A 23,761-nucleotide genomic window follows, 5' to 3' on the forward strand; every position below is an offset into this window, starting at 1 on the left:
GCGCGCATATAGTGTGCGTCGAGTTGATCTTCAGGCGCTATGGGGGAGCGCGCGGAGTGTCATTCTGACCGCCGATGCAAGGAGGACAACGGCATGGAATCCGTCGAGCGTCCGATCGAACCGCACTCCCGTTTCGCCGTTGTCGGCTACGCGGCGCGCTTCCCGGGGGCACCTGATGCCGAGGCATTCTGGGAAGTGTTGCGCGAGGGCCGTGACGCGGTGTCGGAAGTGCCCAAGGACCGCTGGGACGTCGACGAATTCTTCGATCCGGACCCGAGTACGCCCGGCAAGGTGGTGACCCGGCGGGCCGGTTTCGTCGACGACGTCACCGGCTTCGACGCGCCGTTCTTCGGCATGTCCACGCGCGAAGTCAGATTGATGGACCCGCAGCATCGACTGCTACTCGAGACTTCGTGGCGCGCGATCGAGCATGCCGGCATCGCACCGACATCTCTTGCAGAAAGCAACACCGGCGTGTTCGTCGGTTTGGCGACACACGACTACCTGGGCATGGCCTCCGACGAGCTGACGTACCCCGAGATCGAGGCCTACATGGCCATCGGGACGTCGAACGCCGCAGCCGCCGGGCGTATCAGCTACCGGTTGGGGCTGCAGGGTCCCTCCGTCGCCGTCGACACGGCGTGCAGCTCGTCGTTGGTGGCGATCCATCAGGCCTGCCAGGCGCTGCGTCTGGGCGAATGTGACCTGGCCCTGGCCGGTGGCGCGAACGTCCTGCTCACCCCGGCCACGATGATCACGTTCTCCAGCGCGCACATGCTCGCGCCCGACGGTCGGTGCAAGACCTTCGACGCGGCGGCCGACGGCTACGTACGCGGCGAGGGCTGCGGCGTCATCGTCATCAAACGCCTCGAGGACGCGATCCGCGACGGTGACCACATTCGCGCCGTGATCCGCGGCAGCGCCATCAACCAGGACGGCGCGTCGGGCGGACTGACGGTGCCCAACGGCGTCGCCCAGCAGCGCGTCATCTCCGACGCGCTCAAGCGGGCGAACCTCGAACCCCGCGATGTCGGATACCTGGAAGCCCACGGCACCGGGACTTCGCTGGGCGACCCGATCGAAGCCCAGGCCGCCGGTGCGGTGCTCGGTGCCGGACGCGAGCCCGACGCGCCGCTGTTGATCGGCTCGGCGAAGACGAATATCGGGCACCTGGAAGCCGCCGCAGGAATCGCAGGCGTCATCAAGGTCATCTTGTCGCTGGAGCACGCGACACTGCCCAAGCATCTGCACTTCGAGAACCCGTCGCCGCACATCCCCTGGGACCGGTTGGCTGTCGAGGTGGTCAAGGAGACCACCCCGTGGGACCGCAACGGCAGGCCCCGCATCGCCGGGGTCAGCTCGTTCGGGTTCGCAGGCACCAACGCGCACGTCATCCTCGAAGAAGCTCCCGAACAAGTCTGGCCGGTTCCGGCCGAGCAGCCCGCCGACGCGCGGTTCAGCATCCTTCCGCTGTCGGCGCGCACGCCTGCCGCGTTGGTGCAGCTCGCCGACCAGTACCGCGACTGGTGGAGCGCCCACCCCGAGGCCACGCTCGCCGACGTCTGCTTCACCGCCGGAGTGGGGCGCGCGCACCTGGAACACCGCGCCGCGCTGGTGGTCAATTCGAAGGAATCCGCCGTCGAGTTGCTCGGCGCGCTCGCCGACGACCGCCCGGCGCCGGGTTTGGTCCGCGGAGAATCGCACGAAGCGCCGAAGACGGCGTGGCTGTTCACCGGCCAGGGCAGCCAGTACGTCGGCATGGCCCGCGAATTATTCGACACCGAACCGGTTTTCGCCGAAACGCTGAAACGGTGCGCGGCCGCGGTCGCCGATGTGCTCGAAAAGCCGTTGCTGGACGTGATATTCGACCTTGACAGCCCAGGCAGCGAAGAGACGCTGCGGCAGACCTCCTACGCGCAACCGGCCCTGTTCGCCCTGGAGATGGGCCTGGCCCGGCTCTGGCAGTCGTGGGGTTTCGAGCCAGACGTGGTGCTGGGCCACAGCGTGGGCCAGTATTCGGCGGCCTGCGTCGCGGGTGTCTTCAGCCTTGAGGACGGCGCGAAGCTGATGGCCGAACGGGGCCGTCTGTTCGGCAGCCTGCCTGCCGGTGGCCGGATGGTGGCGGTGTTCACCGCCGCCGAGCGGGTCGAGGGCCTCACCGACGAATTTCCAACGCTGTCAGTCGCCGCATACAACGGCACCAACACCGTATTGTCAGGCCCCGCAGGAGATCTCGAACAGGCCGTCGCCCGGTTGACTGCCGATGGCATCCGGTGCGACTGGCTGGAAACCAGCCATGCCTTCCACTCGGCACTGCTCGACCCGATTCTCGATGCCTTCGAGGCATCTGCGAACAAGTTCACTTACAAAGCACCGCAACGGATTCTGATCGACAACCGGACCGGCGCCGCACTCGGCCGCAGCGTCAAGCTCGACGGCGCGTACTGGCGTCGCCACGCGCGCCAGCCGGTGGAATTCGCCAAGAGCGTGCGGACGCTGGCCGATATGAACTGCAAGGCGTTGCTCGAGATCGGCCCGCGGCCCGTGCTCACCGCCGCGGCGCTGGGCGCCTGGCCGGATCCGGCCACCACACCGCGGGTGATCGCCTCCCTGCGGCGCAACACCGCCGACCACCGGCAGATCACCGAAGCCGTCGCCGACGCATACGTTTTGGGTCACGTGCCCACGTTCGCGGCCTTCCGGCAGCCGGACGCGCGCAAGCTGGACCTACCCACCTATCCGTTCGAACACCGCCAGTACTGGTATCGCGACAACCGGGATCAGCCCAACCAGCAACAGCACGTCGCCGCACGTACCCAGGCCGTGCGCCTTCTCGAGGACGGCCGCATCGAGGAGCTCGCAGCGCTACTCGACGGCGACCAGCAGACCGTGAACGTCCTGACAAAGCTTGCCGCACAACACAATCAGCAACGCTCGACGCAGTCCATCGCCGACGACCGCTATGAGTTCCGCTGGGAGAAGGCGATTACCCCGCTGTCCGGCGCCGAGGCCGGGGCGAGTTCCTGGATCCTGATCGGCGACGAATCCGACGCGGTCAAGCCCCTGGTCGACGCGCTCGCCGCGCGTGGCCAGCAGCCGCGATTCCTCGCGTTGCCTGCGTCCGATGCCGACGAGGCGCAGCTCGCGGATGCGTTGCGCGCTGCGGTCACTGACGATACGACGTTGCGCATCATCCATGTAGCAGCTCTCAACTCGACCGGTGCGCCTTCGATGCGGTCTCTTCTGCGGATGCACCACCAGGTGCTCGCCGGGACGCGACGACTCTTGCGCGCCGCGGTCACCGCTGACCTGCGGGCCCCGATCTGGCTGGTCACCCAGGGCGCACAGCACGTCACCGATGCCGACACGGTGGCGCCGGAGCAGACTGCCCTGTGGGGATTCGGTCGCGCCGCGGCGCTGGAGCTGCCCCAGATCTGGGGCGGGCTGGCTGACCTCTCTACCGCTTCCGCCGACGAATGGTCCGGACTGCTCGGCCGCATCACGGCATCCGACGCGCCCGTGCGGGAAGACCAGATCGCGCTGCGCGATCAAACCGTCCACGTTCCCCGGCTGGTCCGGCGCGATGAATTGCCCAGTGGCGCTCCGCTCGAATTACGGTACAACGCAACGTATCTGGTGACCGGCGGCCTCGGCTCCATCGGCCTGGAGATCGGCGGATACCTGGCCGCGCACGGCGCCAAGCATCTGGTGCTGACCAGCCGTCGTGAGCCCAGCGACGCCGCAGCGCAACGCATCGACGGACTGCGCGCCCAGCACGGCTGCGACGTCCGGGTGGTCACCGCCGATGTCGCCGACGCGCACGACGTCGCACGACTGCTGGCCGGCGTGCGCGCCGAGCTGCCGCCGCTGGCGGGCATCGTGCACGCCGCCGGCGAGGTCGGCACCACCCCGCTCAGCGACCTGGACGACGCCGAAGTGGATCGCGTCTTCGCCGGGAAAGTCTGGGGTGCATGGCATTTGAGCGAGGCTGTGGCTGACGAGAAGCTCGACTTCTTCATCACCACCTCCTCGATCGCCGCGGTCTGGGGTGGCTTCGGTCAGACCGCCTACAGCGCGGCCAACGCGTTCCTCGACGGGCTGGCGTGGCGCTTGCGTGAGCAGGGCGGCGTCAGCGTCAACTTCGGACCGTGGTCGGCGGGCATGGCCGACGCGGAAGCCCGCAAGCGGCTCGAACAGCGCGGGATCCGGACGCTCTCGCCCGCCGACGCGCTGGCCGGGCTGGCCGACGTGGTCACGTCGCGGTCCGCGCAAGGCGTTGTGGCGCGGGTCGATTGGGCCCGCTTCCTGCCGCTGTACCAGCAGGCCGGCCGCCGGGCATTCCTGGCCGAGTTGGAGCGCGAGGTACCCACCCAGCTGTCCGCTGCGCCGTCGGGCACCGGCAAGACCCAGCTGGTCGAACGGCTGACAAACGCTCCGGTTCAGCAGCGCAAGAAACTGCTCACCGACTACCTGCGTGACGCGGTGGCAGAGGTGACGCGCGTGGACTCCTCGGAGATCCGCGAGGACGCCGGATTCTTCGACCTCGGCATGGATTCGCTGATGGCCGTCGAACTGCGCCGCCGCATGGAACAGGGCGTGGGCGCGGAGATTCCCATCACCCTGGTGATGGATTACCCCCGAATCTCCGACGTGGCCGACTACCTGCTCGGCGACGTGCTCGGCCTCGCCGAGCAACCGAAGTCGGCACCCAAACCGGCCTCGGTGACAACGAGCACCGACGAACCGATCGCGATCGTCGCGGTGTCGTGCCGTTTCCCCGGCGCACCCAACCCAGAGGCCTTCTGGGACCTGCTGTCCGGCGGTGTCGACGCCATCCGCGAAATCCCCGAGGACCGCTTCGACATCGACGAGTTCTACGACCCGGATCCGGAGACGGCGGGCAAGACCTACACGCGCTTCGGCGGATTCCTCGACGGCATCGACGGCTTCGACCCTGAGTTCTTCGGCATCTCGCCGCGCGAGGCGGTCTGGATCGAGCCCCAGCAGCGGCTGATGCTGGAAACAGTATGGGAAGGCCTGGAGCGGGCCGGCTATTCGCCTGCGGCGTTGCGCGGCAGCCGAACCGGCATCTTCGCCGGCGTGGCCGCCAACGAGTATGCCCACCTGCTGTCGTCGGAGTCGATCGACAAGATCGAGCCGTACTTCATCACCGGCAATGCGCTCAACGCCATCTCCGGTCGAGTTGCCTTTGCGCTGGGATTCGAAGGCCCGGCCATGGCCGTCGACACCGCGTGCAGCTCGGCGTTGGTCGCGATCCATCAGGCCTGCCAGGCATTGCATTCCGGGGACTGCGACCTGGCGCTGGCCGGCGGCGTCAACGTCCTGCTTTCTCCGGTGACGGTCGTCGCCGCCTCCCGTGCACGGATGCTGTCACCCGTCGGGCGCTGCAAGACCTTCGACGCGTCCGCCGATGGCTACGTGCGCAGTGAGGGCTGCGGAATTCTCGTGCTCAAGCGGCTCAGCGATGCACAACGCGACGGCGACCGGATCTGCGCGGTCATCCCCAGCAGCGCGGTGAACCAGGACGGCGCGTCCAGTGGTCTTACGGTGCCCAATGGTGGTGCGCAGCAACGGCTCATCGGGACAGCACTCGCGCGCGCCGGGTGGACCGGCGGCGACGTCGACTACCTCGAGGCGCACGGTACGGGCACCCCACTGGGCGATCCCATCGAGGTGCAGGCTGCTGCCGCCGCCTACGGCGCATCGCGGGACATCGACCGGCCGCTGTTGATGGGCTCGGTGAAGACCAACATCGGTCACACCGAGTCCGCTTCGGGCGCAGCAGGTCTGATCAAGGTCGTGTTGTCGTTGCAGCACGAGACACTGCCGCAGAGCCTGCACTTCGAGAACCCGTCCCCGCACATCCCATGGGATTCGCTCTCGGTGCGGGTGGTGGACAAGGCGATTCCGTGGCAGGCCAATGGCAGGCCGCGGCGCGCCGGGGTGAGTTCGTTCGGGTTCACCGGCACCAACGCGCACGTGCTCATCGAAGAGGCGCCGGTTCCCACGGCTGCCGTGGCTGCTCCGAGCGAGGAACCAGTCGGCCCGGAAAACGACCAGCAGGCGGTCAACGTCCTTGCGCTGTCCGCCCGGTCACCGGAAGCCCTGGTGGCACTGGCCCAGCGGTACGGATCGTGGTTGGACGCGCACCCCGACGCCGATCTGGCCGACGTGTGCCTGACCGCGGGCACGGGTCGCTCGCACTTCGAACACCGCGCCGCGCTGGTCGTGGAGTCGGTCGACGACGCCCGCATGGGCCTCGCAGACCTCGCAGAGAACCGCACGCGACCCGGGGTGGTTCGCGGCGAGCACACCAACCATCCGACAACGGCGTGGTTGTTCACCGGGCAGGGCAGCCAGTACCCGGGAATGGCGCGCGAATTGTTCGAGGCCGAGCCGGTTTTCGCCGAAACCGTGAAAAGGTGTGCGGACGCGGTTGCCGACATCCTGCCGCATCCGCTGCTGGATGTCATGTTCGCGACCGATGCCGAGGCCGGAGAACGGTTGCGGCACACCTCGTTTGCCCAGCCGGCACTCTTCGCCGTCGAGATGGGCCTGGCCCGCCTGTGGCAGTCGTGGGGCATTGAGCCGGACGTCGTGCTGGGCCACAGCGTGGGTCAGTACGCCGCGGCATGTGTGGCGGGAGCGTTCAGCCTCGAAGACGGTGTGCGGCTGATCGCTCACCGCGGCCGGCTGTTCGGCAGCCTGCCCGCCGGCGGGCGCATGGTGGCGGTGTTCACCGATCCCAAGCAGGTCGAGCAGATCGCCGGTGAATACCCGCGCGTGTCAGTCGGTGCCTACAACGGGCCCAACACCGTGCTTTCGGGTCCCGGTGACGATCTGCAACAAGCGGTCAACCGGTTCGAGGAAGAGGGCATCCGCTGCACGTGGCTGGAGACCAGCCACGCCTTCCACTCGGAACTGTTGGACCCGGTGCTCGACGAATTCGAGTCATTCGCCGCTCAGGTGCAGTTCTCCGCCCCGACGTTGCCGCTGGTCTGCAACCGCACCGGTGCCGTGCTCACGGCCCAGACGCCGCTCGACGCCCAGTACTGGCGGCGGCATTCGCGTCAGCCGGTGCAGTTCGCCGAAAGTGTCCGCACGGTAGCGGCGTTGGGCTGCTCGGTGTTGATGGAGATCGGTCCGCAGCCGGTGTTGACCGGGGCTGCAGTGCAGGTATGGCCGGAGCATCTGGCCGCGCCGCGGGCGATCGTCTCACTGCGCAAGGGTGTCGCCGACCGGCGCCAGATCGCCGACGCGCTGGCCGCAGCCTACGTCGGAGGGCACCGGCCGAACTTCGCGGCGCTGCAATCCGCGCACCCGCGGACCCGGCTCGAACTGCCCACCTACCCGTTCCAGCACCGGCGCTTCTGGCCCAAGACATCGGCAATCACCGTGGACGGCCCCGTCGGATCCGGAATCCTGGGCAGTGCAAAGGATCTCGCGTCCGGCGACTCGGTGTACACGAGCAGGATCTCGGTCAAGTCGCAGCCGTGGCTTGCCGACCACGTCATTTACGGCACCGTCGTGGTGCCCGGTGCGACGTATGCGGCGATGGCGCTGGCAGCCGTCGGCACGCCGGCGCACGCGAAAGACGTGTTCTTTTACGAGCCGATCATCCTGCCCGAGAAGAGCTCTCGCGAGGTGCAGTTGACCTTGCACCCGGCCGGCGGCGGCAACGAGTGGAAGTTCCAGGTGCACAGCCGCCCGTTCGGCGTCAGTGATGCCGAGTGGTCGTTGAACGCCGAAGGCACTGTGGTCAGCGGTGTTTCCGACAACGCCGACAACACCGACGCACCGGCGGCCGACGACGATCCGATCGACGAAGTGATCGAGCGGATGAACCGGCTGCGGCCGCAGGAGTTGTTCGAAACCTTCGCCGACCTGGAGCTGGTCTGGGGCCCGAACTGGTCGGGTTCGCTCAAGTCCCTGTGGCTCGGTGACGGTGAGGCCATCGGCGACATCCTCGTCGGTGAAGAACTCGCCGAACAGCTCGGCACCGAACCGCTGCACCCGGTCTTGATGGACCTGTGCACGGGTGTTGCATTCCCTGCATTCCCGGCGCTTCTCGCAGCCGAACAGGGGGTGAACGACCTGTTCCTGCCGCTGCGGTACGGGCAGGTGACGCTGAAGGAAAAGATGCCTCGGCGGTTCTACTGCCGTGCGCGGTGGCACCAGAGTGCCCTCGACAGCGAGACCCAAGTGTTCGACCTCGAGTACCTCGATCGGGACGGCCGTCACCTCGGAGGGATTCGCGAGTTCACCGTGAAGCGGGCGCCTCGCGAGGCCCTGCTGCGGGGCCTCGGCGGCGACGCCACGCGGCTGCTGTACACCCTCGGCTGGCACGAGGTGCCGCTTGCGCCGTCTGACGATGAGACCCCCAAGCTGAGCGGCACCTGGCTGATCGCCGGATTCGACGGATTGGCCGCCAAGGTGCCGGGCTGCATCCCGTTGGACCGCAACACCAATCCCGAGCTCTTGGGGCAGGTGCTGGCACAGGCACACGAACGCGGCATGGGGTTCTCCGGCGTCGTCTGGCACAGCAGCACCCCAAGCGCAGGCGAGTCGACCGCCGAGGCGCAGGCGCGGCTCGAAACGGAGATCGCCAACCTGCTCAGTGCCGTGCACACCGTGCAGGCCGGTCAGGTCAGGCTGCCCGGCGGACTGTGGATCGTCACCGAGCGAGCTGTGGCCACCGAGTCCGGTGAACCCGTGGACCCGGTGCAGGCGGCGCTGTGGGGATTCGGCCGCACCACCATCAACGAGGAACCGGCGCTGCACGCCAAGCTCGTCGATTCCGACGGTTCGGATGAGGCTGTGCAGGCACTGGCCAGCTTGCTGTCCGGCCCTGTGGATGAGCCAGAACTGGCTGTGCGGCAAGGCAAGCTGTTGGCCTCGCGCCTGTTGCCGTGGGCGCGCAGCGGTCATCTCACGGTGCCCCGCGGGAGCGACTACGTCCTCGCACCCACCGAACGCGGCGCGATCGACAACCTGCGGATCACCGAGAAAGAGGTACCGGCACCGGACGAGGGTTACGTACAGGTCCGAGTCGAGGCCGCTGGCCTCAACTTCCGCGACGTGCTCAACGTTCTTGGCCTGTACCCGGGAGATCCCGGGCCGATCGGCGGTGACTTCGCTGGCGTCGTAACGCAATTGGGTGAGGGCGTCACCGGCGTCGAGGTGGGCCAACGCGTCTACGGTTCCATGCAGGGTGCCTTCTCCAGCCGGTTCAACGTGCCGGCCCAGTTCCTGGCGCCGATCCCCGACGGGGTGAGTGCGGTGCAGGCCGCGACGATTCCCGCTGCGGCGCTGACGGTCCGACTCGCGTTCGACTGGGCGCAGCTCAAGCCCGGTGACAAGGTGCTGATCCACGCGGCCAGCGGTGGCGTCGGGTTGGCGGCGATCCAGATGGCCCAGCAGTGCGGTGCCGAGGTGTTCGCCACGGCCAGCACCTTCAAGCGTGCGACGCTGCGCAAGCTGGGCGTGAAGTACGTGTACGACTCGCGCACAACCGATTTCGCCGACCAGATCTTGGCGGATACCGGCGGTGAGGGTGTCGACGTGGTGCTCAACTCGCTGACCAGCGAAGGGTTCATCGAGGCGACCTTGAAGGCCACGGCCCAGGGTGGCCGTTTCGCCGAGATCGCCAAGCGCGACATCTGGTCGCATGAGCGGATGGCTGAGGCCCGTCCCGATATCGCCTACGAGATCGTCGCGCTGGACACCGTGATGTTCACCGAACCGGATCGCATCCGCGACTTGCTCATTGAGGTGTCGGACGGGCTGGCCAAGCGAGAGTGGACGCCGCTGCCCGCGGAGGTCTACCCGCTGACCGAGGCCCGGGCCGCGTTCCGCCGCATGCAGCAGGCGAGGCACATCGGCAAGATCGTGGTGCAGATACCGAATCCGCTGCAGCCGCGCCCGGATCGCAGCTACCTCATCACCGGTGGACTCGGGGCGATCGGTCTGCACACGGCGTCGTACCTGGCCCAGCTCGGTGCCGGCGACATCGTGTTGACCAGCAGGCGCGCGCCCGATGCGGACGCGCAGCGTGTCATCGAGGAGATCACCGAGCGCTACAAGACCCGCATCCACGTCTTCGCCGCCGATGTCGGCGCCGAAGCGGAGGTGGCGACGCTCTTGGAGAAGATCCGTGCGGAGCTGCCGCCCCTGGCCGGGGTGGCGCATCTGGCGGGCGTACTCGACGATGCGCTGTTGGGGCAGCAGAGCGTGGAACGGTTCCGGACGACGTTGACGCCCAAGGCCTTCGGCGCCAGCCACCTGGACCGATTGACCAAGGACGACGAGCTGGACTTCTTCATCGTGTCGTCCTCGGTGTCCAGCTTGTTCGGCTCCCCCGGTCAGTCCAACTACGCGACCGCCAACGCGCTGCTCGACGGCCTGGTAGCGCAGCGTCGGGCACAGGGGCTGCCGGCCACGGGTGTCAACTTCGGTCCGTGGGCCCAAGGTGGCATGGCCTCCTCGGAGGCGGCGACGGCGAATATCAGTGCCCAGGGCCTGATTCCGCTGGAACCGTCGGCCGCGCTGGCCGCCCTCGCCGAGGTCGTCGCCAACGGCACCGGCCAAGCCACCGTCATCAAGGCCAACTGGCAACGGGCCGCCAAGGTGCTGGGCAGTCAGCGGCCGCCGATCCTCGACCTGGTGTTGCCGAGTGCCGCCGGTGAGGTCGTCGGTGACAGCGAGGTTCTCAAGCAGCTGCTCGAGATCCCGGTGCCGCAGCGTGCCGGCTTCGTGACCGAGTTTCTGCAGAAGGAGGTGCAGAACTTCCTTCGTCTGGCACAGCCGCCCGCGGCGAGCAGTCGGTTCCTGGACCTCGGCACGGACTCGCTCATGGCGATCGAGCTGCGTAACCGGTTGCACAGTCAGTTCGGCGGCAAATTCACCCTCAACGCGACGGCGGTCTTCGACTACCCGACCATCGGTGGGCTCGCCGAGTACCTCGTGAGCCAACTGCCCGATGCGGAGTCCGCGGAGGCACCGGAACCGGCGGAGTCGGCGGAGTCGGCTGAGACACCGCAGCCCGCGGACTAGCCCCGCGAGCAGACATTGCGGTACGCGACACGCCGGTGTTGGCGTACCGCACTGTCTGCTCGGCAGAGAAAGTGAGCCGGAGGGCTCAGGCCCAGCGGGCGGTCTCGGCCTCGGCCGGTAGCGCTGAGCGCAGCGGCACGTCGAGCCCGTCGTAGATCCCGGGCTTCTGCGTCGCGAGCCAGGCGATGGCGCCGAGCAGACGATTGGCGGCCGTGGTGTTGCCGCCGTCGGCTCGTGTGCCGCCCGGCACGTCGGCGCGCACCACGATGGTCAGCTGGGGATCGCCGTCGATGATCACGCGATGATCGCCTGCGCCCTCGTCGGGCTGCGGCCAGTCCGGTGCGCAGGACGGGTCGATGCGGGTGACGTGTTCGACAACGACCCGCTGCACACCGTCGGCCCATCCGATGACCTGAAGCCGGAACGCACCCTGGGTGCCCTTCTCGAACCGGCCCATGACGTTGTCGACGTCGGCATCGAGTGGGCGCCGTTCGAGCTCTTCGGTGATCTCATCGATCTCCAGGCCCAAGCCTCGGCCGATGAGTCGGACATTGCCGCCCCACACCATCGTGGGAATGGAGGGCAGCAGCATCATCGGCACCTCATCCATCGAACCGCCGAAACCGCACAGCACACGCACCGAGTGCGGCTGGTCGTAGGTCGAGTAATCGAAGATCTCCTGGCAGCGGATGGTCTTGAGCCGCGTGCACAGTCCGGCTGCGATCACCGCGAGCGCGTCGTTGCCCCAACCGGGGTCCACGCCCGACACCAGCAGACCCGCGCCGCCTTCCTCGGCGGCCGCGCTCAACCGGTCCAGCCACTCCGGCGGGGCCGACCGCGGGTCGTACAACGAGTACAGCGACGGCGTCACCACATGTTTGCCAGCACGCAGGCACCGCTCGATATCGGTGATCGCCTCCTCGGGCCGGATATCGCCCGAGGCCATGTAGGCCACGGCGTCGCAGGCCTCGAGTGCCGCATCGACGTCGGTGGTGGCGGCGACCCCGGTCAGGGCGTCGAGCTGGGCGAAGCTCGCGGCGTCGCGACCAGCCTTCTCCGGCGTCGAGGTGATCACGGCCGACAGTTCCAGGCCCGGAAATGCCACCGCCGACCGGATGGCTGTAGACCCCATGTTGCCTGTCCCCCACACTGCGATTCGCTGCATGCGATCACCGTAGACAGTCGTCTCGTGACGAGGTTCACATTCTCACGTAACCGCAGGTCACAGCGCCATGAGGCGCCAACGGTCAAGATCGATCAACCGTTGGGTTGGTTAGACGGCGGAAATTGCTCGCGATCGCTTTGCGTTGAAGTTACCGAACGGTATAGTTGGGTGCAGTTACTGGTGGGTAACTTAACCCGAGTACCCAACCGCAAGTGGCATTCTCATCGAGGAGGAAATGTGAGCCACTACAAGAGCAATGTCCGTGACCAGGTCTTTAACCTGTTCGATGTCTTCGGTTTGGACAAGGCCCTCGGCACGGGCGACTACACCGACCTGGACGCCGATACCGCCCGCGAGATGCTCAGCGAGATGGCTCGTCTGGCCGAGGGACCGATCGGTGATTCGTTCGCCGACGGCGACCGCAACCCGCCGGTGTTCGACCCCAAGACCCACACGGTGACTCTGCCCGAATCCTTCAAGAAGTCTGTCCGCGCCGCCATCGACGGCGGCTGGGACAAGGTCGGCCTCTACGAAGAGCTCGGTGGCGTGCCCGCACCCAAGGCCCTGCTGTGGGCGCTCAACGAGCACATCCTCGGCGCCAACCCGGCCGTGTGGATGTACGCCGGCGGTGCCGCCTTCGCGCAGATCTTCTACGACAACGCGACGGAAGAGCAGAAGAAGTGGGCCGTCCTGGCCTCCGAGCGCGGCTGGGGCGCCACCATGGTGCTCACCGAGCCCGACGCCGGTTCGGACGTGGGCGCCGGCCGCACCAAGGCCGTCAAGCAGGACGATGGCTCGTGGCACATCGACGGCGTGAAGCGGTTCATCACCTCCGCCGACTCCGATGACCTGTTCGAGAACATCTTCCACCTGGTGCTGGCCCGCCCTGAGGGCGCCGGACCGGGCACCAAGGGCCTGTCGCTGTTCTTCGTACCGAAGTTCCTCTTCGACTTCGAGACCGGCGAGCTGGGCGAGCGCAACGGCGTCTACGTCACCAACGTCGAGCACAAGATGGGCCTGAAGGTTTCGGCCACCTGTGAGCTGACCTTCGGCCAGCACGACAAGCCTGCCAAGGGCTGGCTGGTCGGCGAGGTGCACAACGGCATCGCGCAGATGTTCGACGTCATCGAGCAGGCCCGCATGATGGTCGGTACCAAGGCCATCGCGACCCTCTCGACCGGTTACCTCAACGCCCTCGAATACGCCAAGGAGCGCGTGCAGGGTGCCGACCTGACCCAGATGATGGACAAGACCGCCCCGCGCGTCACCATCACCCATCACCCCGACGTCCGTCGCAGCCTGATGACCCAGAAGTCCTACGCCGAGGGCATGCGCGCGCTGTACCTGTACACCGCGACCTTCCAGGACAAGGACGTCGCCAAGGCGCTGCACGGCATCGACGGCGAACTGGCGCACAAGGTCAACGACCTGCTGCTGCCGGTGGTCAAGGGCTTCGGCTCCGAGCAGGCTTACGCCAAGCTGACCGAGAGCCTGCAGACCCTGGGCGGCTCCGGCTTCCTGCAGGACTACCCGATCGAGCAGTACATCCGCGACGCGAAGATCGACTCGCTCTACGAGGGCACCACCGCCATCCAGGCGCAGGACTTCTTCTTCCGCAAGATCGTCCGCGACAAGGGTCAGGCGCTGGCGTTCGTGGCCGGCGAGATCGAGCAGTTCATCAAGAACGAGTCGGGCAACGGCCGGCTGAAGACCGAGCGTGCGCTGCTGGCCACCGCGCTGGAGGACGTGCAAGGCATGGCCGCCAGCCTGACCGGCTACCTGATGGCCGCGCAGGAGGATGCCAAGAGCATCTACAAGGTCGGCCTCGGCTCGGTGCGCTTCCTGCTGTCGGTCGGCGACCTGCTCCTGGGCTGGCTGCTGCTGCGCCAGGCCGCAGTGGCCATCGAGAAGCTCGACGCGGGTGTCACCGGCGACGAAAAGACGTACCTTGACGGCAAGATCGCCGCGGCGTCGTTCTTCGCCAAGAACATGCTGCCGCTGCTCACCAGCACCCGCCAGGTTGTCGAGACGCTCGACAACGACGTGATGGAGCTGGACGAGGCGTCGTTCTAAACCGCTCAAACATGAAGTGGCCCTCGGGTTTATCCCGAGGGCCACTTTTGTTCGCGTCAGCGCCTCAGCGGTTTCGCACCCCAACCCCGAGCACGTCGCGTAGGTAGCTGATGCTCTCCTCGCACGCTCGAATCTCTTTCTTGCGGGCGATTTCGATCGGATCGCTCCCCTGCTCGAACTCGACCTCGAACGTGACTCGGCGCAGTCGAGTCGCGCGTTCTCGCAAGGTATTGAGCACCTTGACGCAGTCGATGTCTCCTTGGCCAATGGGCGCACCGATCCAGTGCGTGCCGTTGGGGTCGACGACGAGCTTGTTGTCGCAGAAATGCACACAGTTGGCATAGGGAGCCATCTTTTCGATGCAGCCTTCCGGACCTTCGAGGACCACGAACGAATTGATCGTGTCGACACACGTGCCGACTGCCGGGTGGTCCAGCTGCCGAACCAGCCAGACCACCTCGTCCGCGTAGGTGTCGCAATGGTTTTCGATTGCGATCTGCAGATCAAGCTCGTCGAGCAGGTCGAGGTTGGCCTTGAACTCCGCCAGTCGGTTTTCGAGCTGCCGCATGACGTCGGGGTGGAAACACGTCCCGTACAACGGCCGTGGACGGTCGATGTCCAGGCTGAACTTGACGAGATCGGCACCCATCGCCTTCGCGTTGCGAAGTGCGTCGACCACAGTGGAATTGACGCGCGGATCCGACGGTGCGTCGAACGACACGTTGTATTCGAGGTAAAGACCGTGCTCCTCGGCGGCGGCCTTCACCTGCGCGAGACGGGCCTCATCGAGCGACTCGAGGTCGACATTGGTGATGTGCAGGCCGTCGAGTTGCCATTCCACGGCCAGATCCATGAGCTGCAGCAGATCGATGGATCTCTCGAACGCATGCGCGTGGTCGAATCCCCAGCTCTCACCCAGCCCGCTGAGGTGCAGCGAGTAGGTGTGCATGCCGAGTTGGTAGCGCGGCGTGGTCTCGGTCATTACGCGGGTCCCTTTCCGCTCAGGCGGCACGTTTGACTGCGGACGCGGGCGTGTTGTTCACGGCGCAGGATTCTCCCAAGGTCATGCCGCGGGTCTCGGGCGCCCACATGATCGACACCCCGGCACCGATGAAGGTGACTACCGCACCGACGATCATCGTGGCTCCGGTACCGAGGTGCGCCAGCGACACCGGCACCAGGTAGGTGCCCACCGCCGCACCGATACGGCTCAACGATGAGGCCAGCCCGACGGCCGATCCGCGGATCTCGGTGGGGAACAATTCGTTTGGATAGATCCACTGCAGGATCTGGGTGCCGCCGATCGTCACGGCGTAGCCGGCGAAGAGCGCCAACACGATCCACGCCGACGCGTTCGGGAAGAGGCCCAACAAGAGCAACGCCAGGCCGGCCCACGCGAAGCTGTGGATGATCAGCGTCCGGCGTCCCATCCGGTTGACCAGGACCAGGCCGACGATGCAGCCGACCAGGAACATCAAGGTGATGAACGCCGAACCGTAGTTGGCCAGGGCGCCGGTGAGACCGAGGGCCCCAAGGATTTTCGGCCCGAAGGCGTAGACCGCGAACAGCGGCACGATCGAGCATGTCCAGAAGATCGTGATGAACACCATCCGCTTGCCGTAGCCACCTCGGATCAGCGCACCGATGCGAAGGTTTTCCGACACCTCCTCGGGCAGGTCCTCCACCGAGGCACCCGGTCCGAAGACCTTCACCAATACCGCATTCGCTTCCTCGACCCGGCCCTTCTTGAGCAGCCAGCGCGGGGACTCGGGAGTGCCCAGCCGTGCCAGGACGATGAGGATGGCCGGTACGGCGGGGCTGGCCAGCATCCAGCGCCAGCCACCGTCGAAGTGGACCAGGATCTCACCGACGATGTACGCCGCGACGGCGCCGACGAACCACATGGCGACGAATGCGCCGAGCAGGGGGCCGCGCCATTTGCGTGGCGAGAACTCGGCCAGCAGCGATGTGGCGATCGGATAATCCGCGCCGACGGCCATGCCGATCAGCAGCCGCAGCACGACCAGCCACAGCACGTCTCCGACAAAGAACTGCGCGATGGAGCAGGCGATGATCAGCGCCAGATCGATGGTGAACAGCACCTGGCGGCCGAACTTGTCGGTGAGCCAGCCACCCACGAAGGCACCCAGGAAGATGCCGATCAGTGCCGATGCCCCGACCAGGCCCTCCTGGGCTGTGGACATGTTGAATGCGGGGCTGATCTGGACCAGCGCGACACCGATGATGGACAGCACATAGCCGTCGAGGAACGGTCCGCCCGAGGCGTAGAGCGCGAGCCGCTTGTGAAACGCCGACAACGGGGCGTCATCGAGTGGGTGACCGGTGGTCATGACCGGGCCTCCTTGGTGGTTGCCTGCGAGCAGAGGATGGCGGTGCGCGCGAGAGCCGGCGTCAAAGCCGGCGGGCGGTTTGCAGTGGTCATGTGATTCCTTCGCGGTGATGGAGACCATCGGCCTAGGGAGGATGTGATGTCTGCCACTCTAAATGTGATCACAGATCACCGTCAAGATTAGATCTGTGATCACTTGAGAATTTTTCAGCGATCGCCCGTTAGAAGCGCACGCACAGAGACGAGTCCGGCGCCACGGGCGTCATGCAACAAGAAGACAACCCGGGAACGGCGGCGATCCACCGGTGCGGCCTTGCCTGGGCGCCGGCGGTGGCACAACTACATTGCCGATGAAATGGCCTGGCCATCAATGCCTTTGGGCCAGGACCGGGGCTTACATGGGCGCAGCCGTCTCCGATTGCCCTTGTGCGGCCAGCAGCGCGTGGATGCGGTCGGTGGCGTTGAGGAGTGATTCGGAGTTCACCGCGGCCGCCTCCGGTCCATCGTTGGCAGCGGCGGCGTCGATCAACTTTTGCTGATAGGTCCACAGGCTTTCGTCGCTCGAGGATCCCAGTGTTCCCTGCGCACCGACCAGCTTGTACGACCGGCACTGGTGCCACAGCGTGCGGATCACCTGGACGATCACCGGATTACCCGAGGCTTCGTAGAGGATGGCCAGCAATGCCTCGTCCCGGTCCAGGTAGGCAGGTACGTCTTCTTCGACGATCGCTTGGCGCATCTGGTCGTACTCGGCCTGCATCTTGTCGCAGTCCGCGGCGGTGATCCGCTCCGCGCCGAGGCGGGCGGCCTCGACCTCGAGGAGGCGGCGCACGTCGTACACGTGCACCAACTCCTCGAGGGTGAGGCCCTTGACGACTGCGCCCCGGTGCGGTTGTCGTTCGGCCAGGCCGGCCTCCTCAAGGCGGCGGATCGCCTCGCGGACCGGCATGACGCTGGTGCCGACCATCGCGGCCATGTCGCGGACCCGCAGCCTTGACCCCACAGGAAGCTCGCCGCTGAGGATCGCGTCGCGGATCACGCCGTAGACCTGGTCTGTCACCAATGTTGTCTGGACCGATGTGACCACAGATCACATGTTACTGCGGGTCAGGTCAGTGACCGCTCGCGTTGCAGCAAGTCAAGCGCTGCTTCCACCCGGGCGAGGTCGGCCGGTGACAGGTCGGCCGTCGGCCGGCGCGGACGGCCCACAGCCTCGCCGAGGTAGCGCTGCGCCGCCTTGACCGCGGGGATGAACGGAACGGAGATCATCGCATCGATCACCGGGTAGACCCGCTTCCATTCAACCAGGGCCGCGGCGTAGTCCCCGTCGACGATCGAGCGGTATACCGCCACGATTTCACGCGGCACGACGTTCGCGGTGCCGGCCATGACACCCGCGGCACCTTCGGCCAGGGCACTGAAAATGTAGCTGTCCCAACCGATGAAGGTGTCGATGTGGTCACGGTGATGGTGGATGAGTTGCAGCGCCTGTTCCCAGTTGGCGCTGGAATCCTTGACGTAGCGGATGTTGTCGACCTCGCGGGCAAGGGACCCGATCGTGTCGGCGTCGAGGTTGGTTCCGGTCGCCACAGGAATGTTGTAGAGCATCACCGGCAACTGGACCGCTGCGGCGACATCCTTGATGTAGGCGGTGGTCTCGTCCACCGTCAGCGGCTCGTAGTAGGGCGTGACGAGCATCAGCACGTCGGCCCCGGCCGTCTCGGCGGCCCGCGACAGGCGGATGGCTTCCGCCGTCGTGGTCGCACCGGTCTGCGCGATCACCGGGACGCGACCGGACACATGTTCGACGACCGTCTCCACCAGGTCGCGGCGCTCGTCGTGGCTCAGAGCGGCGAATTCACCGGTGGACCCGCCGACCACAACCCCGTGGACGCCGCCGTCGATGGTGCGATCCACGATGCGCTTGAGAGCAAGGGTGTCGATCTGCTCGTCTGCGGTGAACGGCGTGGACAGTGCGGTGAGGACACCGCGCAATTCTGTTGTCATGTTGGGTCTTTCTCTCGTTCAGCTGGCGGCCGGGGTGGACGTGGTGGAGGGCACGCTGGTGAGCGTGCGGGTCTGGTATTCGCGGGACAGTCGGCTGGCGGCTTCCTGGGCCGCGGTGAATCCGGAACTGATCGCGGTCTCGGTGTAGAGCGTGCCGAGGTAATCACCGGCGAGGAACACCCGCTCCGAGGGCCGGGTCAGGACAGGCTGCAGCTTGCCGCGTCCGGGGAAGCAGTAGGGAGCACCGGTGTGCCAACGCTGGACGTGGGCCTCTTCGACGATTCCGCCGAAGCCGGGCAGGATCTGGTCGAGATCGTCGACATAGGTCTTGATGATCTCGTCGTCGCTGCGGTCGAGGAGCTTGCGGGCCAGGCTGGCCGGCGAGAACGTCATGAGGCTGCCGCCGGGCTGTCGGTGCCGTTCCATGCCGCGCACGATGTTGCCCATGTTCAGCGCGACGTTGAAAGAGCGCTTGGGCGTGGCGATTCCGTACGCTCCGTCCCACTTCTGCGGGGTGGTCTCGTTGGTCAGGAACGCGGCGCTGACGTAGGGCCCGTAGACGATCGCCGAGAGCGCTTCCCGCAGATCGGCGGGCAGGTCGACCGCGACCCGGTGGCTGACCGTGGCCGGCGTCGCCAGGACGACGTAACGGGCTTCCACCTCTTTGTCCACACCGTCTTGGGTGTAGCGCACGACGACCGAATTCTTTTTGTGGACAACCTCGTTCACGGCTGCACCGAGCTGGATGCGGTCGCGCACCGACGCCGCGATGTTCTCGGTCAAGGTGGACGGACCACCCAAGATGCTGCGATCCAGCCCCTGCCCGATGTTCCAGACCAGGCTGAAATATCCGATGCCTGCGCCTGCCGCCAGTTCGTCGGGGTCCGCCGCCGAACGCGTGATGGTCGGGCGGAAAAGCGCTTCGGCGTCCTCGGGAAGATCCCCGATGTAATCGGCGAAGGTGCGGTTGTTCTCGAACTCGTAGATGCGCTGCTGACGCACCTCGCTCGATTCCCCGGCACGCATCCGCACGGCGCGGGCGTAGCGCAAGACGTCGAGACCGACTTTGGCGCCGGCGCGGATCAGGGCGACACGGGAAGCCATCGGCATCGGAACCCGCAGGGGATAGCTCTGAACGGGCCCGTCCAGCAACAGCTTTCCGTTCATCGCCAAGCCGGTCAGCGAACCCGGTACCTTCACCGAGCCGGTGCCGGTCTCGGCCAGCAGGGCATCGGTGGCGGTGTTGGCGCCGGCGAAGACGTGCCCGCCCCAGTTCAGGAAATACCGTCCGCGCTTCTCCGACCGGATGCGGCCACCTACCCGGGTGCCGGATTCCAACACGAGCGTGTCCCAGTGCCGCAGCCGCCATGCCGCCGACAGCCCGGACAGGCCGCCTCCGACAATCACGACGTCCTTCATCGTTTGGTCCTCTCGTTCAGGCTCCCGGCGCCCTGCCGCGGTGAGCGTTGAAGTCTTCAGCTGTGAAGCCCCAGGTCTGGAACGGAGTCACTCAGCCGGTCAGTGCTGGCGCGGGCCGCTTCGGGAATCTGAGATCTGGGTCTCATCCGAGAGTAGGTTGTGATCACAGATCACACAAGTCGCGATTTTGGGGTACCCGCAGCCCGGCAGGGACCGGACACACTGTCGAAGCGGGTGTGATGTCCTCGGCCATCCTCGGCGGCACGGCATGGCCGCCACCCGGCAAACTGGTGCAGTGACCGAAGCCCGTGGCATCCTGCTGGTCGTCGCCCTGATGGCGACGACGGCACTGACCCTCGCTCTGGGGATCACCGATCCCGCCGCCCCGCTGACCTACCCGACGAAGTTCCTGGTGTGGAACCTGGTGCTGGCATGGATCCCGATGATCTTCGCGGTGGCCTTCGACCTCGTCGAGCGTCGCCTGTGGCTACTACCGCTCGGCCTCGGCTGGTTGGCATTCCTGCCCAATGCGCCCTACCTTGTCACCGATCTGGTGCACCTCGGTGAGGGCTACGAGTTGTGGCGGCACGTACTGCAGTACGGCTTCGCCGCATGGACCGGCATTCTGCTCGGAGTCGTGTCACTACTGTTGGTGCACAAGCGAATCGAGCGCGACTTCGGCGGCGTCTGGGGTTGGTTGGTTGCGGTCCTGTCGGTGGGTCTGTGCGCAGTGGGCGTGGTGATCGGCCGGTTTCAACGGTGGAACTCCTGGGATCTGGTGACCCGTCCCGACGCGGTCGTGGCGGCGACGTTCGAGTGGGTGCGCTCACCGTTGTCCTACGTCCAGTCGACTGGGGTGGCGATGGCCGTGGCAGCGTTCTTCGGCTTGGCGTACCTGACCATCTGGGCACTGAACGGTTTGTATTCGCGCAGTTAGCCTCACACCGGCGATTCGTGGGTCAACGCGTGATAGCCCTTGGCGCCGGCCCGGTCCACGGCAGCCCGCACCAAGCCGAAGACCAAGCCCTGGATGGCCGCTGCCGTCAACGCCTTGGAGGCCGACCGATCGAGATCCTTGGGATCGGGCGGTTCTCGATTGGGCTCGTCGATACGCTTCCACACCTGGCTGAACAACGCGCTCGCCAGCAGGCCGCCCGCCACACTCGTCGCGATCGACAGCGGCAGGTACAACACTTTCGACGTACGGCTCACGGGTCCTCCTCCGTTCGGGGTGACCCGGTGGATACCCAGAACGGACGCAAACACACGTTTCGGGCGGCGCGCTGTCGGGCACTGCTGTGGAGTAGCAGAACGCCTGCAGAAGGGTCCAACGAATGACCACCCAACAGAAACCCATCAGCGAAGCGTCCATACCTCAGCTCGTCGGCCAGTTACAGGAGCAGACGACACGGCTTGTGCGTGACGAAATCCGGCTGGCCCAGCGAGAGTTCCAGGAGTCCGCCCGGCACGCCGGAATCGGTGCGGGGCTGATCAGCGTCGCGGGATTGCTCGCGGTGCTCGGCCTCATGACCGTAATTGCCGCCGCGGTCGCAGCGATCGCGCTGGTGCTGCCCGTGTGGGCCGCCGCGATCATCGTCGCCGCGGTGCTGTTCATCGGCGCCGGAGTCGCGACATTGATCAGCCGCAGACAGGCCCAACAGGTGCCGCCACCAGCAGTCGCGTCAGCCGAGAGCATCAAGCACGACTTCGACGACATCAAGGAGGCTCGGCATGGCCGCCGCTGATCGACTGCCCCAGGAACCGGGTCCAGACGCCGGAATCGATGAACTGCAATCCGACATTGCCAAAACGCGCAGTGAGCTCAGCGAGACCGTGGCGGCCATGTCCGACAAGTTGGACGTCAAGGGCCGCGCCCAGGACAAGGCGGCCGAGACCAAGGAAGCCGTCGTCGAACGTGCACACGCGGCGACCGACGCCGCCAAATCCGCGCCGGCGGTGCCGGCGGCTGCAGTGGTCGCGGTGCTTGCGGCGATCGGGTTCGTATGGTGGTGGCGTCGTCGAGACCGCTGACGGGTCAGAAGACCGTGTACACCTTCAGAACCGTCTCGTGGATGTCCCACGTACCGGTCCAGCCCTTGGGGAACACTGCGTTGTCGCCGGCTTTCACCTCGTAGGGTGCGCCACCTTCTTCGGTGACGGTCATCCGGCCGGCCAGCACGGTGATGGTCTCGTTGGTCTCGAACACCCACCGCGACGGGCCAGGCGCACACTGCCAGATGCCCACTTCGTGAATGCCCTCACCGGTCCACAGTTTCTTTCCCGCGGTGGCCATGGGCGCGGCGGTGGCCTCGGGCAGCGGCCCCCAGTCCTCGAGCTCCACCGAATTGATGTCGCTGACGATCACGGCAGTCTCGGTTGACGTGTTTGACGTTGTCATTCATTACCTTTCTGGTTGGGTGAATTCGCTACGGGCACAGCCGTAATGGCAGTGAGTAGTAGTGCCGTGAGGCGTCGGTGTTCTTGATGACCGGCTCTCCGGCGAGCTCGATGCGTGAATAACGCGCGGCGATCCGTTCCCACACCACCCGCACCTCGGCCTCGGCCAGCAGGCGTCCCTGGCAACTGTGGCTGCCGAAGCTGAACGTCAGGTTGCGCGACTGCTCCGGGGGCCGCCTGAAGTCGAACTCGTGTGGATTGTCGAACACGTCCGGATCCCGGTTGGCTGCGCCCATCACCAGGCGCAGGACGCTGCCGGCAGGAATGTGGACGCCTCGGATGACGAGGTCCTCTGTTGTCGTGCGGGTGATCACCGGTTCGGGCGCATCGAAGCGGACCAACTCGGTGACGATGGCCTGCCGCACATCGGGTTCGGCTCGGAACGCGTCGAAGATGTCCGGTCTGCGGGTGAAGAGCTGCAGCCCTGACGAGATCAGGTAGCTGGCGTCCATATGGCCGACGAAGTAGAAGAACAGCGTCGTCGCGAAGACTTCGGCCTCGGACATCTCACCGCTGTCCTGCAGGGCCAGCAGATGGTTCAGCAGCCCGTCGCCTGGATTCGCCCGGCCGTGCTCGATGAGAAATGCGGTGCGGGCGCGCATGTATTCGTGTGCCTCTTCGCAGGCTTCGAAGTCGCCGGCATCCGGTACGGCGCTGAGCACCGGCATGGCCTTACGCATCTCCCGCCGCACCGACTCGATGTCGTCCTCGGGAACCTGCAAGAGCCGGCACACAGTGACATGGGTGGCCTCGACCCCGAGATCTGATCCGTCGACCAGCCCGTCGTCACCAACACGATCGAGGATCTCGTCGGTGACTTCGGCCGTGATCTTGACCCAGTCCTGAATCCGCTTGGGGGTCAACCACTTACTGGTCATACGCCGGAGCCGGGTGTGGTCTGGTTCGTCGTGGCCCAGGGACATGTCCTTGAGAACTCGCCAAGCGCCTGCCTTCTCCCATTCGGGGGCGATGACCACCGATGGCAGCCGGCCGTAGTGCATGAGGTCGTCGAACTTCGTGAGGACGAACGTTCCGTCCTCATCTCTTGAGACCGGCGCCTCGGCTTGCGCGCGGGCATAGAACGGGTAGGGGTCGACACGTAGCTGCGGGTCCTTCCATGGCAGGAAGTCGCGAGTAGCTGGGCATTCGGCCTGGACTGTCGTCACGGCACTTTCCTCTCAATCCTATTGAATCTGTTGTGGCGCCGCCTGATCGGA

At 66.2% G+C, this 23,761-nt stretch carries 14 protein-coding genes; 5 read left to right on the forward strand and 9 right to left on the reverse strand.

What is annotated here, in order from left to right; translation table 11 throughout:
* Positions 1 to 93: 93 nt before the first annotated feature.
* Positions 94 to 11,073 (forward strand): type I polyketide synthase, encoded by a 10,980-nt coding sequence (locus BTO20_RS34570; protein ID WP_087080764.1) that lies wholly within the window; start codon positions 94 to 96, stop codon positions 11,071 to 11,073.
* 85 nt (positions 11,074 to 11,158) lie between these two features.
* Here BTO20_RS34570 and BTO20_RS34575 read toward each other — a convergent pair whose 3' ends face one another.
* Positions 11,159 to 12,238, reverse strand: a complete 1,080-nt coding sequence (locus BTO20_RS34575; RefSeq protein ID WP_087080766.1) for an NAD(P)H-dependent amine dehydrogenase family protein — start codon at positions 12,236 to 12,238, stop codon at positions 11,159 to 11,161.
* 237 nt (positions 12,239 to 12,475) lie between these two features.
* Between BTO20_RS34575 and BTO20_RS34580 the strand changes: the two genes are divergently transcribed.
* Positions 12,476 to 14,311 (forward strand): acyl-CoA dehydrogenase, encoded by a 1,836-nt coding sequence (locus BTO20_RS34580; protein WP_087080768.1) that lies wholly within the window; start codon positions 12,476 to 12,478, stop codon positions 14,309 to 14,311.
* A gap of 64 nt (positions 14,312 to 14,375) precedes the next feature.
* Here the strand turns inward: BTO20_RS34580 and BTO20_RS34585 are convergent, their stop codons facing one another.
* From BTO20_RS34585 to BTO20_RS34605, 5 genes are all read right to left on the reverse strand, one after another.
* Positions 14,376 to 15,293: a sugar phosphate isomerase/epimerase family protein gene (locus BTO20_RS34585; RefSeq protein ID WP_087080770.1), complete on the reverse strand. Its 918-nt coding sequence runs from the start codon at positions 15,291 to 15,293 to the stop codon at positions 14,376 to 14,378.
* A 19-nt stretch (positions 15,294 to 15,312) separates the two neighbouring features.
* Positions 15,313 to 16,662: an MFS transporter gene (locus tag BTO20_RS34590; protein WP_087083101.1), complete on the reverse strand. Its 1,350-nt coding sequence runs from the start codon at positions 16,660 to 16,662 to the stop codon at positions 15,313 to 15,315.
* Between the two features lie 393 nt (positions 16,663 to 17,055).
* A complete protein-coding gene (locus BTO20_RS34595) occupies positions 17,056 to 17,748 on the reverse strand; it encodes a GntR family transcriptional regulator (protein WP_087080772.1) in 693 nt (230 codons plus the stop codon).
* Between the two features lie 20 nt (positions 17,749 to 17,768).
* On the reverse strand, positions 17,769 to 18,668 hold the full coding sequence (gene dapA, locus BTO20_RS34600) for a 4-hydroxy-tetrahydrodipicolinate synthase (RefSeq protein WP_087080774.1): 900 nt from the start codon (positions 18,666 to 18,668) through the stop codon (positions 17,769 to 17,771).
* Between the two features lie 18 nt (positions 18,669 to 18,686).
* The gene (locus BTO20_RS34605; protein ID WP_087080776.1) at positions 18,687 to 20,087 is read right to left on the reverse strand and encodes a protoporphyrinogen/coproporphyrinogen oxidase; all 1,401 of its coding nucleotides are present in this window, start codon (positions 20,085 to 20,087) and stop codon (positions 18,687 to 18,689) included.
* Between the two features lie 295 nt (positions 20,088 to 20,382).
* Here BTO20_RS34605 and BTO20_RS34610 point away from each other — a divergent pair, with 295 nt between their 5' ends.
* A complete protein-coding gene (locus BTO20_RS34610; RefSeq protein WP_087083103.1) occupies positions 20,383 to 21,024 on the forward strand; it encodes a DUF1361 domain-containing protein in 642 nt (213 codons plus the stop codon).
* Positions 21,025 to 21,026: 2 nt separating this feature from the next.
* On the opposite strand, the gene BTO20_RS34615 is transcribed toward BTO20_RS34610, so the two are convergent.
* The gene (locus BTO20_RS34615) at positions 21,027 to 21,299 is read right to left on the reverse strand and encodes a DUF4235 domain-containing protein (RefSeq protein ID WP_198344176.1); all 273 of its coding nucleotides are present in this window, start codon (positions 21,297 to 21,299) and stop codon (positions 21,027 to 21,029) included.
* A gap of 122 nt (positions 21,300 to 21,421) precedes the next feature.
* On the opposite strand from BTO20_RS34615, the gene BTO20_RS34620 reads away from it, so the two are divergent.
* Both BTO20_RS34620 and BTO20_RS34625 read left to right on the forward strand, forming a co-directional pair.
* Positions 21,422 to 21,832: a phage holin family protein gene (locus BTO20_RS34620; RefSeq protein ID WP_087080780.1), complete on the forward strand. Its 411-nt coding sequence runs from the start codon at positions 21,422 to 21,424 to the stop codon at positions 21,830 to 21,832.
* Positions 21,819 to 22,118, forward strand: coding sequence for a DUF3618 domain-containing protein (locus tag BTO20_RS34625; protein ID WP_087080781.1), 300 nt, complete (start codon positions 21,819 to 21,821; stop codon positions 22,116 to 22,118). The genes BTO20_RS34620 and BTO20_RS34625 overlap by 14 nt, the downstream gene beginning before the upstream one ends.
* A 4-nt stretch (positions 22,119 to 22,122) precedes the next feature.
* Here the strand turns inward: BTO20_RS34625 and BTO20_RS34630 are convergent, their stop codons facing one another.
* Positions 22,123 to 22,485, reverse strand: coding sequence for a cupin domain-containing protein (locus BTO20_RS34630; RefSeq protein ID WP_087080783.1), 363 nt, complete (start codon positions 22,483 to 22,485; stop codon positions 22,123 to 22,125).
* Positions 22,486 to 22,513: 28 nt separating this feature from the next.
* Positions 22,514 to 23,710: a cytochrome P450 gene (locus BTO20_RS34635; protein WP_087080785.1), complete on the reverse strand. Its 1,197-nt coding sequence runs from the start codon at positions 23,708 to 23,710 to the stop codon at positions 22,514 to 22,516.
* Positions 23,711 to 23,761 lie beyond the last annotated feature (51 nt).

This window comes from Mycobacterium dioxanotrophicus (assembly GCF_002157835.1).
GTDB classification, from domain to species: Bacteria; Actinomycetota; Actinomycetes; order Mycobacteriales; family Mycobacteriaceae; genus Mycobacterium; species Mycobacterium dioxanotrophicus.